A 16,489-nucleotide genomic window follows, 5' to 3' on the forward strand; every position below is an offset into this window, starting at 1 on the left:
GGAAATCCCCTTCATATGAGGACTTAAAACTAATTTTTCAAATAATAACAAATTAAAACACAGATCACACTTAGCCTTACACAAGAGGCATCCATTAAATGTTACTTACAAAAATATGACATAGATCTCACCAAGTCAAAATATAGAGTAAAAAAACTAAAAAACAACCCATACCCATTAATTATCAATAAGTTAATTAAATTAAAAATACAAAAATCAAAACCATGCCAAATTCATCTGGTCTGAACAGATCATAGTGGCCTCTGGGAGCATTGTATCGACCACTCACCTCGGGTAGCCTGCTCAACCATTAAACAAATTCACACGTTTTCTTTGCGGATACCGACTTGTCGTTTAGTCAGACTTTGAACAGGATTTTAATGGACATCGCCTCAACATTTGAATGCCACCGTCGCGCATGAAACACCTCCCCTACTCTCGTAAGTCAACGCACTTCGAAAAACTAATTTCTATCTGGTTGCCGCCACTCAGCAACCTGAATTTTCAGCTGCGCTTCCCTAAGTCTGTTTCAGATTTTCTTTCTATAGCTTTAAAAGCGCAGCCTCAAAACACGACATCACTTTCTGTGATTTCTAGTGGAGACTCATAATGAGCCAACCCGAGACAAATACACCGGAATCAGTCGACGATTCTCGACTGAATAAACGCCTTAAAGATATGCCTGTCGCTATCGTTGGTATGGCGAGCATGTTTGCAAACTCTCGCTACCTGAATAAATTTTGGGATCTTATCAGCGAAAAGATCGATGCGATTACTGAAGTACCAGATACGCACTGGCGTCCAGAAGATTACTACGATTCAGATCGTACTACGCCAGACAAGTCTTACTGTAAGCGCGGTGGTTTCATCCCAGAAGTAGACTTCAACCCAATGGAGTTCGGCCTTCCGCCAAATATCCTAGAACTGACAGACACTTCACAGCTGCTTTCTCTGATCGTGGCAAAAGAAGTACTTGAAGATGCCAAGCTGCCTGAAGGCTACGATCGCGATAAGATCGGTATCACGCTCGGTGTTGGTGGTGGTCAGAAGATCGCTCAAAGCCTAAATGCTCGTCTTCAATACCCTGTTTTGAAAAAAGTCTTCAAGAGCAGTGGTATCAGCGACGACGACAGCGAAATGCTGATCAAAAAATTCCAAGACCAATACATCCACTGGGAAGAGAACTCATTCCCTGGTTCATTGGGTAACGTAATTTCAGGTCGTATTGCTAACCGCTTTGACCTTGGTGGCATCAACTGTGTAGTAGACGCTGCGTGTGCAGGCTCTCTAGCCGCAATGCGTATGGCTCTAAGTGAGCTAGTTGAAGGCCGCAGTGAAATGATGATCACAGGTGGTGTGTGTACTGATAACTCACCAACCATGTACATGAGCTTCTCTAAAACACCAGCATTCACTACTAATGAAACCATTCAACCTTTCGATATCGATTCAAAAGGCATGATGATTGGTGAAGGCATCGGCATGGTTGCTCTTAAGCGTCTTGAAGATGCAGAGCGCGACGGCGACAGAATCTACTCTGTGATTAAAGGAGTTGGTTCTTCTTCGGATGGTAAGTTCAAGAGTATTTACGCACCTCGCCCTGAAGGACAAGCAAAAGCACTAAAACGTGCTTACGATGATGCTGGTTTCGCACCGCACACACTTGGCCTTTTAGAAGCGCACGGGACAGGTACTGCAGCGGGTGATGTGGCTGAATTTGGTGGCTTAAACTCGGTATTCAGTGAGAACAATGACGAGAAGCAACACATTGCGTTAGGCTCTGTGAAATCTCAAATTGGTCACACTAAATCAACCGCGGGTACTGCAGGTTTAATCAAAGCTGCATTAGCACTGCACCACAAAGTACTGCCGCCAACGATCAACGTATCGGCTCCGAATCCTAAGTTGGATATCGAGAACTCACCGTTCTACCTAAACACACAAACACGTCCTTGGATGAAACGTGTCGACGGCACACCGCGCCGTGCAGGCATCAGCTCGTTTGGATTTGGTGGCACGAACTTCCATGTGGTATTGGAAGAGTACACACCAGAACACGCTCGCGGTGACAAATACCGTCAACGCCAAGTACCGCAAACTCTGTTATTCAGCGCGGAATCTCGTCAAGCACTGATCAATGAGCTCAAGCAGGTTTCAACTCAAGCTGCAGACGCTGCGTTCAAGCTAGAAGCGCTTGCTGAGCAGCACGCTCTACGCGAAGTAGACGCTAAGCACGCTCGCCTTGGTTTAGTTGTCACTGACCAAGCAGACCTTCAAGCGCAACTGACTCAAGCGATTTCTATGCTTGAGAGCCAAACCAAAGCACATTGGCAGATGCCAAACGGTACTAGCTACCGTGAGTCGGCACTGATTGCTGAAAATGGTGCAGGTAAAGTGGCTGCATTATTTGCTGGTCAAGGTTCGCAATACCTAAACATGGGTCGCGAGCTTGCATGTCATTACCCAGAAATGCGCCAACAGCTTGCTCAAGCGGATCAAGTATTTGGTCAGCACAAGAAAACGGCTCTGTCGCAAATTCTGTTCCCAATTCCAACCTTCACACCAGAAGCAACCAAAGCTCAAGAAGCGGTCCTAACCAACACGGCGAATGCGCAAAGTGCGATTGGTACTGTGTCTATGGGTCAGTTCGACATCATGACTCAAGCTGGCTTCAAAGCAGACATGGTCGCAGGCCACAGCTTTGGTGAGCTAAGCGCACTATGTGCATCGGGTGTTATCTCGCAAGACGATTACTACCAGCTAGCTTTCGCTCGTGGCGATGCGATGGCTGCAACACCAGAACAAGGTGACAGCGGTACTATGTTTGCGGTCATCCTAGACGCAGACAAACTTCCAGCCGTTGAAAGCTGCATCAGCCAATTCGAAGGCGTGAGCATTGCCAACTACAACGCTCCGACTCAATTGGTTATTGCGGGTCCAACAGCAACCGTTCAACAAGCAGCACAAGCGCTAACAGAACAAGGCTTCAAAGCGATTGCTCTACCAGTATCTGGTGCTTTCCACACACCGCTTGTTGCTCACGCTCAAAAGCCATTTGCTGCGGCAATTGATAAAGCTTCATTCAGCGCTCCAACGCTGCCGCTTTACTCAAACGCAACGGGCAAACTGCACAGCAAAGACGCTAAAGCGATCAAGAAAGCGTTCAAGCAACACATGCTGCAATCGGTTCGTTTCAGCGAGCAAATTGAAGCGATGTATCAAGCAGGCGCGCGCGTATTCGTTGAGTTCGGTCCGAAAAACATTCTTCAAAAGCTGGTTGAAAAAACATTGGCTGATAAGAACGAAGAACTTTACGCAATCAGCATCAACCCAAGCCCTAAAGGCGACAGTGACCAACAGCTTCGCTTAGCTGCGGTTCAACTGTGCGTGGCTGGTGTTTCATTAGACAACATTGACCCTTACCAAGCTGACATTGCTGAACCTGCGAAAGCATCACCAATGAACATCAAGCTGAATGCAACCAACTACATCAGCCCTGCTACTCGTAAGAAAATGGATCAATCATTGGCTTCGGGCAACGTCACCGAAAAGACTGAGATTGTTGAAGTGAAAGTTGAAGTCGAGAAAATCGTGGAAAAAGAAGTGATTAAAACAGAAATCGTTGAAGTACCTGTGGCTGCTCCTCAAGCTTCAAATGTACAACAGTCAGCTGCTCCAGCACCAAGTGCACAAGTGGCAACAGCAACTCCGCAATCACAAGTGGTTCAAACTGCCCCAGCGACTAGTCAGCCAACAGCTCAAGTAACGGTAGATGAGTCTTCATTGCAGTCGTTCTTCAATGCTCAACAACAAGCAGCAGAAGTACATCAGCAATTCTTGGCGATTCCTCAGCAATACGGTGACACGTTCAACACCCTAATGTCTGAGCAAGCGAAAATGGCAACAGCAGGCGTAGCAATTCCTGAGAACCTACAGCGTTCTATGGAGATGTTCCACCAGCACCAAGCTGAAACGCTAAAAGCTCACGCTCATTACCTAGAAATGCAAGCGCACAGCAACAACTCAGCACTTAATATGCTGACGCAAGGTTCAGTACAAACGGCACAACCAACCTTCGTTGCTTCTGTAAATGCTCAGCCAGCGATTCAAGCTCCAGCTACTCCAGCAGCTGTCGTTCAACAACCTGTAGCTCAAGTACAGTCGGCTCCTGTAGAAGCTGCGCAAGCTCCAACAGTAGTAGCTCAACAAGCTCCAGTACAGAAAGCCGTTCCTGCACCACAAGTAGCCGCTCAAGCAGCAGCACCGGTTGCAGCTCAGCCTGTGCCAGTAAAAGCACAACCAGCTCCTGTGGCTGCACCAGTAGCAGTACAAACAGCCGACGCTGAAAAAGTGATGCTAGAAGTGGTTGCCGAGAAAACGGGCTACCCAACAGAGATGCTTGATCTAGAAATGGACATGGAAGCAGACCTTGGTATCGACTCAATCAAGCGCGTAGAGATCCTTGGTACCGTTCAAGACGAAATGCCAAACCTACCTGAGCTGAACCCTGAAGATTTAGCTGAGTGCCGTACGCTTGGCGAAATCGTCGGCTACATGAACAGTAAAAGCATGAACAGCAAGATGCCAGCATCAGCGCCTGTTGCCGCACAGCCAAGCGCAACTGCTCCTGTTCAAGCCGCTAACGGTCTTGATGCGAAAGTCGTTCAACAAACCATGCTAGAAGTTGTTGCTGAGAAGACAGGTTACCCAACGGAAATGCTTGATCTAGAAATGGATATGGAAGCAGACCTTGGTATCGATTCAATCAAGCGTGTTGAGATCCTTGGTACGGTTCAAGATGAACTGCCTACTCTTCCGGAGCTAAACCCTGAAGACTTAGCAGAGTGTCGTACTCTTGGCGAAATCGTTAACTACATGAACAGCAAGCTTCCAGCGTCTGCACCAGTTACAGCACAAACTGAAGTAGTTGCTCCGGTAATATCTAACAACGGACTAGATGCCGCTGTCGTTCAAAAAACCATGTTAGAAGTAGTCGCAGAGAAAACGGGCTACCCGACTGAAATGCTAGACCTAGCAATGGATATGGAAGCTGACCTTGGTATCGACTCAATCAAGCGTGTTGAAATTCTAGGTACGGTTCAAGACGAACTACCGACTCTTCCAGAGCTAAACCCTGAAGATCTCGCTGAGTGTCGTACTCTAGGCGAGATCGTCGACTATATGAACAGTAAGCTTCCGGTGTCTGCTCCAGTAGCAACTCAAGCATCTGCACCAGTACAAGCAGTCTCAAACGGTTTAAACGCAGAACAAGTTCAAAGCACAATGTTGAGCGTAGTGGCGGATAAAACGGGCTACCCAACAGAGATGCTAGACCTAGCAATGGACATGGAAGCAGACCTTGGCATCGACTCAATCAAACGTGTTGAGATCCTTGGAACAGTTCAAGACCAGCTACCAACATTGCCAGAGCTGAACCCTGAAGATCTAGCTGAGTGTCGTACTCTTGGCGAAATCGTTGACTACATGAACAGCAAGCTAGGCGCGAGTGCAGCATCTGCTCCAGAAGCACAAGCAGATACAGCGGTAGAAAGCGCAAGCAACGACCTAAACCCAGCTCATGTTCAATCAACAATGATGGAAGTGGTTGCCGATAAAACTGGCTACCCAGCAGAAATGCTCGACCTAGCGATGGACATGGAAGCAGACCTTGGTATCGACTCTATCAAACGCGTTGAGATCCTAGGTACAGTTCAAGACCAGCTACCAACGCTGCCAGAACTAAACCCTGAAGACCTAACTGAGTGTCGTACGCTTGGTGAAATCGTTACTTACATGCAAAGCAAGCTATCCGCTGCTGCACCCGTAGCGACTCCAAAAGCTGAATCAGTAACGCCTATCGCAGAAACAGCGACAGCGGAACTTCCTCCACACAATGAGGTAGCGCTAAAAAAGCTACCAGCGGCAGATAAACTCGTCGATTGTTTCTCAAAAGACGCTTGTGTCGTGATCACAGATGATGGTCACAACGCCGGTGTTCTAGCAGAAAAGTTGACCGCTAACGGCATTCAAGTGGCTGTAGTGCGTAGTGCTCTTTCTGCCGCGTCACCTTTAAACAGTGAAATCGCAAGCTACACACTCAACAGCGTCGATGATGCTGGTGTCACTGCGGTTATTAACGACATCGAAGCAGACCTTAAAACATCGAACAAAGTGATTGCAGGCTTCATTCACCTACAAGCTATCGTTGATGCAAAACAAAGCAACGAGCAAGCGGTTAACTTGAATGCAGATTCAAGAGCTTCGCTAACCACTGCGTTCTTGTTCGCCAAGCACCTAAATGGTCAGCTGAATACCGTTTCTGGTCGCAGCGTGTTCTTCACACTAAGCCGTATCGATGGTGGCTTTGGTTACCTAGATACTAAGCAATTAGCGAATGCAGAACTTAACCAAGCCGCGTTGTCTGGTCTAACGAAGACACTGAGCCATGAATGGTCAAACGTATTCTGCCGTGCATTGGATGCTGACGCTTCTATTGATGCTCGTCACCTAGCTGAAGCTATCACAGGCGAACTGTTCGATGTCGATACCAACACGGTTGAAATCGGCCTTAGCCATGCGGAAAACGGTGAATCTGGTCGTGCAACACTGATTGCGGCAACACCAGGTGCTGCACAAACTAAAAACACAGGCGCTCAACTCACCAAGAGCGACAAAGTACTTGTGACGGGTGGTGCTAAAGGCGTAACGTTTGAATGTGCACTGACGCTTGCTAAGCAATGCAAATCTCACTTCATTCTTGCAGGTCGTAGTAAGCATATTACTTCAGCCGAGCTACCTCAGTGGGCACAAGGCAAGCAAGAGAAAGAGCTAAAACCTGCTGCAATTGCGCACCTACAAGCTACGGGCGATAAGCCAACGCCGAAAAAAGTTGATGCCTTGCTAAAACCGGTATTGAGCAGCCTTGAAATCAACGCAGCACTTACCGCTTTCAACGAGATTGGCGCGAGCGCTGAATACCTAAGCTTAGATGTTTCGAACCATGAGTCAGTAGCGAAAACACTGGCAAATTTCGACGACATTACAGGTCTTATCCACGGCGCAGGTGTACTGGCTGACAAACACATTCAAGACAAAACGCTTGATGAACTAAACATGGTTTACGGCACGAAAGTAGGCGGATTAGAAGCCGTTCTTGGTGGTCTTGATAGCAGCAAGCTAAAACTGATTGCGATGTTCTCTTCGGCAGCGGGTTTCTACGGAAACACAGGCCAAAGCGACTACTCGATGTCTAACGAGATCCTAAACAAAGCGGCTCTGCAACTGTCTGCGCGTAACCCTCAAGCGAAAGTGATGAGCTTCAACTGGGGACCGTGGGACGGCGGCATGGTAAACGCAGCGCTGAAGCGTATGTTTACAGAGCGCGGTGTGTACGTAATTCCTCTTCAAGCGGGTGCAGAGCTATTTAGCTCTCAACTACTGAACGAAACTGGCATTCAACTGCTGGTTGGCACGAGCATGCAAGGTTCTGACAACAAGGAAGCTGCTGTAAAAAAGCTTAATGCGGAGTCTGTGCATCTTGCAGAGAGCCCGCTGAATACAAGCATTACTGTGACACGTCATCTTGATCCTAAGGCATTGCCTTTCATTCAAGATCACTGCATTGCCGGTAACCCAGTGTTACCGACAGTGTGTGCCATCCAATGGATGCGTGAAATCGCTGAGCAACTGTTAGGGGTGAACGTTAGCGTTCACAACTACAAACTGCTGAAAGGTGTGATTTTTGATACTGATGAAGTGCAAGAGCTAAGACTGGTTCTTTCCTCTGATGCTAAATCAAAAGGTCACCTAAAAGCAGTGATCAGTTGCCAAGGACGACCACAGTATCAAGCTCAGTTGCAAGTTGCCTCTGTGCAAGTTTCTGAAGATGTTCAACAAGCGTCGACAAAGCGCTTTGAAGCCAACACTTCAGCTCCTGTAACAACGGCACAAGCTCTATACAGTGACGGCACTCTGTTTCATGGACCAAGATTGCAAGGTATTACCTCAGTCGAATGCTTTGACGACTTAGGTTTATTGGCTCAATGCCAGTTGCCTCAGATTGAAAACAGCGACTGCGGATCATTTATTCCTAAGCAAGGTTTTGGTGATAGCCAGCCATTTGCCGAAGATTATCTGTTGCAAGCCATGCTGGTATGGGCTCGATTGAAGTACGGCGCGGCAAGCCTACCGTCTGCAATTGGTGAGTTTGTTTGTTACGCACCGATGCACAATGGTGACCAAGGTTGGCTAGAACTGAGCGTGATAAAAAGCACGGCTCGTTCACTGCAGGCTGATATCTCGCTTTACCACCAAGATGGTCGTTTAAGTGCGGTAATGAAAGGTGCCAAAGTCACCATCAGCAAGAGCTTAAATGACGCATTTTTGCCGAAATCTAGCTCAGCAGTATCAAAGAAAGAGACTACTAAGAACCCAGAAAAGGAGCAATTGTCATAGTGACTGTTCCTACTAATAAAGCGATGCCATTGCGCATCGCTCTTTTAGCTCAGCCAGCAAACGCGGCTGAGCTTTCTGCCGACTTATTTTCCTCGTTCCCAGAGATGATAACTGTTGTGGTTGATGGCAATTTTAATCAAGCACTTGCTCACGCCATCGAGACAGTCAATCAAGGTAATGTCGTTAAGCTCTGTTTGGATCATCACTCACCATCATTGTTGATGTTAAGTGCGCTGAATGCTGCTCAGAATAAGATTCACCCACACGCGAATTTGGCGAGCTTTGTAGATACAGCTACCGGAAATAGCATTCAGCTAGCTCTGGATATTGCACGCCGCCCCGCTTCAGATTTAAGTCATCAACAGCAACACTCTGACTTATCGGCTTCGCAGCAGTTTGATGAATTGTTGAATATAGTTAATGCGATATCGAGCCGTTCATTACCGAGCCATTCATTACCTAACCATTACTGGTTCACTGAGCCAAACAAAGCACGTGTTGCTGCGTTAACTTTCAGTGACGATAGCCCAAAAGCCACCAGCCTGATATTGACTCAAGCGACCGGTTTGCACGAACCAAAACCCTTGCTATCCAGCGAACGTTTGATGTTTGTGGTTTTTGGCTGCGAGCAAACTGAATTGGTTTCTCAGCTAACCTCGTTAAGAGAAGAGCTAAAATGCGTTAGTGATTCAACGGACAGCGAACTTGCTATCGCCACCTTGATGCATTCAAACCTAAGCCACTTTCAAAGCGTTCAACACAATGTTGACCTTGGCGCAAACATCGTGATTCAGGCGGCTTCAATTGAGGCTGCACTACAAGAGATCACCGCGATAGAAAATGCGTTGCCAAAAGTAATGGGTGACAATAGCCACTACAAAACGCCAGCGGGCAGTTGTTTCTCACCGAAGCCTCAAAGCAAAGGTGGCGTTGCATTTGTTTACCCTGGTGTTGGCACGGTTTATCCCGGCATGTTGCGCGAGTTTCACCACCATTTCCCACAGTTATTTGCTCGTTTAGAACGTGAAGGTAACTTGAAAGAGATGCTGCAGGCTGACAAAACCTACGCAGAAAACTCGCAAGAAATGTCGCTCAGTGAATTGGCCATTGCAGGTGTCGGCAGTAGTTATTTACTAACGCAGCTCTTGTGTGATGAATTCAAAGTGCAGCCAGATTTCGCTTTGGGTTACTCCAAAGGTGAAGCCTCGATGTGGGCGAGCTTGAATGTTTGGAAAAATCCGCATGCGCTGATTGAGATGACTCAAACCAGTCCTATCTTCACCACGGCTATTTCTGGCGAACTGACAGCAGTGCGTCAAGATTGGCAGCTGAACAGCGACGAAATCATCCAATGGAACAGCTTTGTGGTTCGCAGCGATGCACAAGCGATTGAGGCACTGTTACCAGAGTTTCCGCGCGCTTATCTCGCTATCATCCAAGGTGATACTTGCGTACTGGCCGGTTGTGAAAGCACATGTCGTGCTCTGCTCAAGAAACTGGGTAAACGTGGCATTGCCGCTAACCGTGTTACTGCAATGCACACCACACCAGCACTAAGCCAGCATAGCCAAGTACGCGATTTTTACACACAACCACTGTTCGACGAGTTGCCAAAGCATATCCGCTTTATCAGCGCAGCAGGTCTACCGACTGGCGCACCAATCAATATCGACAGTGACAGCATCGCCCTTTCGATTGCCGACACTTTCTGTTCAACGCTGGATTTCACCGCGTTGATCCAGAGTGCGCGTCAACAAGGTGCTCGTCTGTTTGTAGAAGTAGGTGCCGATCGTCAAACCAGCACATTGATCGACAAGATCAATCGTAGCGACAACGTAGCAGACCAGTACTGCACAATCGCTTCCAATGCCAAAGGCGGTGACGATGTTGTCACGCTCATCAAATGCATTGGTCAGCTCATTACTCATCAAATTCCACTGTCTGTCGAGCCACTTATTCAAGGGCTAAAACAACAGATCACCACCGCTAAGCAATTAAGTGGTGTGTCTCAAGGCAGCGCAGTGAATCATCAAGGAGAGCTAGTATGAGTTCTCAATCGAACCAGTATCAGGCTCAGAACAAACAACAAGTAAAGTGCAATAAGATCGCGATTGTTGGTATTGCAAACCAATACCCAGAAGCTGATACGCCAAAAGACTTTTGGCAAAACTTGCTGGATAAAAAAGATTCTCGAACCACATTAAGCGCTGAAAAGTTAGGCGCTAAACCTGAAAACTATCAGGGCGTGCAAGGTGATTCAGACCGCTTTTACTGTGACAAAGGCGGTTACATCGAAAACTTCAATTTCGATAGCAATGGCTACCGCTTAACAGCAGAATCGTTCAACGGTGTTGACCAAAGTTTCCTATGGGCTTTGGATACCAGTCGTAAGGCGTTAGTCGACGCTGGCATTGATCTGAATGCCGATGTTTTAGAGCGCACAGGCGTGATCATGGGTGCCCTTTCGTTCCCAACCACACGTTCAAACGACCTGTTTCTACCGATTTATCACTCGGTGGTCGAGAAAGCATTTAAAGATAAATTAGCTAATGACCAATTTTCATTGCTACCAACCAATGAAACCGCGCAAGACCTCAACCCTATCAATGGTGCAGCGGCACACAACGCCTCTAAGTTAGTGGCTGATGCATTGGGTTTAGGTAACGTACAACTGAGTCTAGATGCCGCATGTGCAAGCTCTGTGTATTCATTGAAGTTAGCGTGTGATTACTTGAATACAGGCAAAGCCGACATGATGTTGGCAGGCGCGGTATCCGGTGCTGACCCATTCTTTATCAATATGGGTTTTTCGATCTTCCACGCTTACCCTGATCACGGTGTGTCGGTTCCGTTTGATAGCAACAGTAAAGGTCTGTTTGCTGGCGAAGGTGCCGGTGTTTTAGTCCTAAAACGCTTAGCTGATGCAGAACGTGATGGCGACAATATCTATGCAGTTGTCAGCGGTATTGGCTTGTCAAACGATGGCCGTGGCCAGTTCGTATTAAGCCCAAACAGCAAAGGACAAGTACAAGCCTTTGAACGCGCTTACGAGGCTTCAAACCTATCACCAGACAGCATTGAAGTGATTGAGTGTCACGCAACTGGCACACCATTAGGTGACAAGGTTGAGTTAACCTCAATGGAGCGTTTCTTTGCTGACAAATTGAATGGTTCTAACCCGCCATTGATTGGCTCTGCGAAGTCAAACCTCGGCCACTTACTGACTGCTGCGGGTATGCCGGGGATTATGAAAATGATCTTTGCGATGAAAGAAGGCGTGCTTCCTCCAAGTATTAATTTGGACAAGCCGCTATCGTCGCCAGAAGGTTTATTTGGCTCACAGACTCTACCAACGCAGGTTCAACCTTGGCCAAGTAAAGCGGGCAATCCAGAGCGCTGCGCGGGTGTTTCTGTATTTGGTTTCGGTGGCTGTAACGCTCACTTACTGCTTGAAGCGTATTCAGACACCAGTCATGTAAACCAGACTTTAGAGTCAGCGTCTCCAAGCCTACAGCCGTCTAATTTAAGCATTACTGGTCTCGCGTCTCACTTCGGTTCTCTGCAAAGCATCAATGCGCTAAGCACTGCGATTGAGACCAACAACGATGCTTTCATTGCCTTGCCTAAGAAGCGGTGGAAAGGCTTAGACCAACATCCAGAACTACTGAATCAGTTTGGTTTACACGGTATTCCAAATGGCGCGTACATCGATCAATTCGATCTCGATTTCCTGCGCTTCAAAGTGCCGCCAAATGAAGATGACCGTTTGATCTCTCAGCAGTTGCTACTGATGAAAGTTGCAGACGAAGCCATCAAAGATGCCAAGCTTGTTGCAGGCCAAAAGGTTGCGGTTTTAGTTGCGATGGAAACAGAGCTTGAGATGCACCAATTCCGTGGACGCGTAAACCTGCATAGCCAATTGGCTGACAGCTTTGCCAACATGGGTATCGAACTAACTCAAGACGAATACCAAGCGCTAGAAACCATCGCGATGGACAGTGTGATGGACGCAGCCAAGCTGAACCAATACACCAGTTTCATCGGCAATATCATGGCTTCGCGTATCTCTTCATTGTGGGACTTTAATGGTCCTGCCTTTACGATTTCAGCTGCTGAACAGTCGGTTGCTCGTTGTATTGATGTTGCACAAAACCTAATGTCGCAAGAATCGATGGATGCCGTTGTGATTGCAGCCGTCGACCTAAGCGGCAGTGCAGAACATGTGATTCTGAAGAACAGCGTAAGCCCAGTGACGCTAGCTCCAAAATTCGGACAGCTGCAAGATGGCAGTTGGAATGTCGGTGAAGGTGCAGGTGCGATTGTTCTTGTTGAAGAAAACCAAGTAGCGAGCAACCAAGATGCGGCTTACGGCAGCATCAACGCATTGGCTTTTGGTTCAAGCGAGAATAACAACGCCGTTGTTGATGAGTTACTGACTCAAGTCGGTATGAGCTCGAACGATGTTTCTCTGCTTGAGCTTAACCATGCACCAGAATCTTCATCTCATCAGTTTTCGTCTCTAAGTTTAGGGAACACAAAGACTACTCAAGCAAGTCAACGTGTGGGTCATTGCTCTGCTGCTTCTGGTATGGCAAGCCTGCTACACGGTCTGCTCAACCTGAACCTTGCACCTCTGAATCCGAATGTCAGTTCTAAGAGCGCGATTGTTGCCAACATCAGCGAAGGACAATGTTCACAGCTGCTACTAAGCCAATCGAGTGTTGAATCTCAATCACTTTCCGTTCGTTTAAGCAATGAACTGGCGAGCGATGCTAAACGTCAATTAGTTAAGCAAGTGACTCTTGGTGGTCGTGATATCTATCAACATATTGCCCAAACCCCAGTGACCAACTTGGCAACGATTCAACAGAAAGCTTCTGGTAAACAAGCAGCAAGAGTGGCGTCGGTTCCAACGACAGCAAGCATTCAAGCAGCCCTTGCACAAAAAGAGTTAGAGAAGAATGCATTAGCGCAAAACGCGATAGAGCCAGTCATCGAAACTCCTACATCAGTATCCCCTACTCTGGCGCCAACTCGCCACAGTCAGCTAACAGGTAACCACAGCAATATGACTCATGTCCTATCCGCTAAAAATGGCGCGTCTCAAATCGACGCAGCTTCACAGCAGCCGCAAAATCTAAGCCAAAACCAAGCTTTTGCTCAAAACCAGCAAGCGGCTCAACAGGTACACAAAGCATTCCTGCACACACGAGCCCAAGGCATGCAGATGGCTGATGCGTTATTAAAAGCACAGCTAAACGCAGTGACATCTGGTTTAGATAGCTCAAGTTTAGAGAACAATGCCATTTCTCAACAAACGAATGGTCAACAAACGACTGGTCAACAAACGACTGGTCAGCAAACATCAGCTCAGCCTGTGCAAGCTCAACCGGTTCAGGTTCAGTCAGTGCCAGTAAACGTACTTGCGACGCCAGCACCAGTAAAACCTATCCGTAAGCCATGTATCTGGGATTACGATGATCTGGTTGAATACGCTGAAGGCGACATCGCTAACGTATTTGGTCCTGATTACGCGATCATCGATAGCTACTCGCGCCGCGTTCGCTTACCAACCACTGACTACCTATTGGTATCTCGTGTAACCAAGCTCAACGCGACCGTTAACGAGTACAAGCCAAGCACAATGACCACCGAATACGACATCCCAGTTGACGCGCCGTATCTTGTTGATGGTCAGATCCCTTGGGCTGTTGCAGTTGAATCTGGTCAGTGTGACCTAATGCTGATCAGCTACTTAGGCATTGATTTTGAAAACAAAGGCGAGCGTGTTTATCGCCTGCTTGATTGTACGCTGACCTTCCTCGGCGACTTGCCTCGTGGTGGCGATACACTGCGTTACGACATCTCAATCAACAACTTTGCTCGCAATGGCGACACATTACTGTTCTTCTTCTCGTACGAGTGTTTCGTTGGCGACAAGATGATCCTGAAAATGGATAACGGTTGTGCGGGCTTCTTCACTGATGAAGAGCTAGCAGACGGCAAGGGTGTGATTCACACTGAAGACGAAATCAAGGCTCGTAAACTTGCAACTAAGCAACGCTTCGACCCTATGCTGCACTGCCCTAAAACGCAGTTTAACCACCAAGAACTGCGTCATCTACTGACTGCCAACATTGCAGAGTGTTTTGGTCCAACTCACCAATCCAATAGCCACCAGCCTTCTTTGTGCTTCAGCTCAGAGAAGTTCATGATGATCGAAAAGGTTAGCCGTGTTGAACCGCAAGGCGGCACATGGGGACTTGGTCTGATTGAAGGTCATAAGCAGCTAGAGCCTGAGCACTGGTACTTCCCTTGTCACTTCAAAGATGACTCAGTAATGGCTGGTTCTTTGATGGCAGAAGGTTGTGGTCAACTACTTCAGTTCTTCATGATGCACCTTGGCATGCACACGCTTGTTCAAAATGGTCGTTTCCAACCGCTTGAAAATGCGCCTCAACAAGTACGTTGCCGTGGTCAAGTGCTACCACAATCGGCAGAACTGACTTACCGCATGGAAGTGACTGAGATTGGTCTAAGCCCTCGCCCATACGCGAAAGCTAACATCGATATTTTGCTGAATGGCAAAGTGATTGTTGATTTCCAAAACTTGGGTGTGATGATCAAAGAAGACGACGAATGTACTCGTTATCTGCCTTCTTTAGAATCAGCTGTCGCGACCCCTGTTATCGAAAGCTTGGACCATAAAAGCTTGGGCCATACACCAGCAGTGAACCAACAGGCTTCAGCGAATGCACCATTGATGGCACAAATTGAAGACCTAGAAACGGCGCCTAACAAAGGTGTGGTTCCTCTTCAACATGTGGAAGCTCCGGTAACGCCAGATTACCCGAACCGTACACCCGATACGGTTCCGTTCACGCCTTATCACATGTTCGAATTCGCGACTGGCGACATCGAGAAATGTTTCGGTCCTGATTTCTCAATCTATCGTGGAATGATCCCACCACGTACTCCGTGTGGCGACTTGCAGCTAACCACTCGTGTCGTAGAGATTGATGGCAAGCGTGGCGACTTTAAGAAGCCTTCATCGTGTATCGCAGAATACGAAGTGCCAGAAAATGCATGGTACTTTGATGAAAACAGCCACCAGACCCTAATGCCTTACTCGGTACTGATGGAAATTTCACTGCAGCCAAACGGCTTCATCTCTGGCTACATGGGAACAACACTGGGTTTCCCAGGTGAAGAACTGTTTTTCCGCAACCTAGATGGCAGCGGCAAAATGTTGCGTAACGTCGACTTGCGCGGCAAAACGATTACCAACGATTCTCGTCTGCTTTCAACAGTAATGATGGGCACCAACATCGTACAGAGCTTCAGCTTCGAACTGAGCACTGACGGCGTGCCGTTCTACCAAGGTACAGCGGTATTCGGTTACTTCAAGGGCGCAGCACTGAAAGACCAGCTTGGTTTGGACAACGGTAAAGTGACTCACCCTTGGCATGTTGATAACAACCGCACGCCGGATGTAAACATCAACCTACTAGACAAAACGACTCGTTACTTCAATGCTCCTGTTTCTGCTACTGGTGAAGTGCAAGAGCACTACCAACTGGCTGGCGGTCGCTTGAACTTTATCGATACGGTGCAGATCACCAGCGATGGTGGTAAAGACGGTCTGGGTTACCTATACGCTGAGCGTACGATTGACCCAAGCGATTGGTTCTTCCAGTTCCACTTCCATCAAGATCCGGTAATGCCAGGTTCTCTAGGTGTCGAAGCGATCATCGAACTGATGCAAACCTATGCGCTAAATAAAGATCTTGGTGCTGGCTTCCGCAATCCTAAGTTTGGTCAAATCCAATCTGAAGTGAAATGGAAATACCGTGGTCAGATTAACCCTCTGAACAAACAGATGTCACTGGATGTACACATCACTGCAATCAAAGACGAAGACGGCAAACGCATCATCGTTGGCGACGCAAACCTGAGCAAAGATGGTCTACGTATTTACGAAGTGAAAGACATCGCGATTTGTATCGAAGAAGCATAAGCCTGACAGAGAACTAGG

4 protein-coding genes are annotated in these 16,489 nt (G+C 47.6%); all 4 read left to right on the forward strand.

Going from position 1 to position 16,489, the window contains the following annotated elements:
- Nucleotides 1-418 precede the first annotated feature (418 nt).
- The 4 genes from AB4180_RS07720 to AB4180_RS07735 are packed head-to-tail and all read left to right on the forward strand — an operon-like array spanning nt 419 to nt 16,471.
- Complete coding sequence (locus AB4180_RS07720; protein ID WP_017098773.1) at nt 419-610, forward strand: hypothetical protein; 192 nt, start codon at nt 419-421, stop codon at nt 608-610.
- Nucleotides 610-8,454, forward strand: a complete 7,845-nt coding sequence (locus AB4180_RS07725) for a type I polyketide synthase (RefSeq protein ID WP_102249871.1) — start codon at nt 610-612, stop codon at nt 8,452-8,454. Before AB4180_RS07720 ends, AB4180_RS07725 begins: the two co-directional genes overlap by 1 nt.
- Entirely contained in the window at nt 8,454-10,502 is a 2,049-nt protein-coding gene (locus AB4180_RS07730; protein WP_102249872.1) for a PfaB family protein, read from the forward strand. The genes AB4180_RS07725 and AB4180_RS07730 overlap by 1 nt, the downstream gene beginning before the upstream one ends.
- Nucleotides 10,499-16,471: a beta-ketoacyl synthase N-terminal-like domain-containing protein gene (locus AB4180_RS07735; protein WP_102249873.1), complete on the forward strand. Its 5,973-nt coding sequence runs from the start codon at nt 10,499-10,501 to the stop codon at nt 16,469-16,471. Before AB4180_RS07730 ends, AB4180_RS07735 begins: the two co-directional genes overlap by 4 nt.
- Nucleotides 16,472-16,489: the final 18 nt, after the last annotated feature.

The organism is Vibrio sp. 10N.286.49.C3 (assembly GCF_041469545.1).
Taxonomy (GTDB): Bacteria; Pseudomonadota; Gammaproteobacteria; order Enterobacterales; family Vibrionaceae; genus Vibrio; species Vibrio tasmaniensis_A.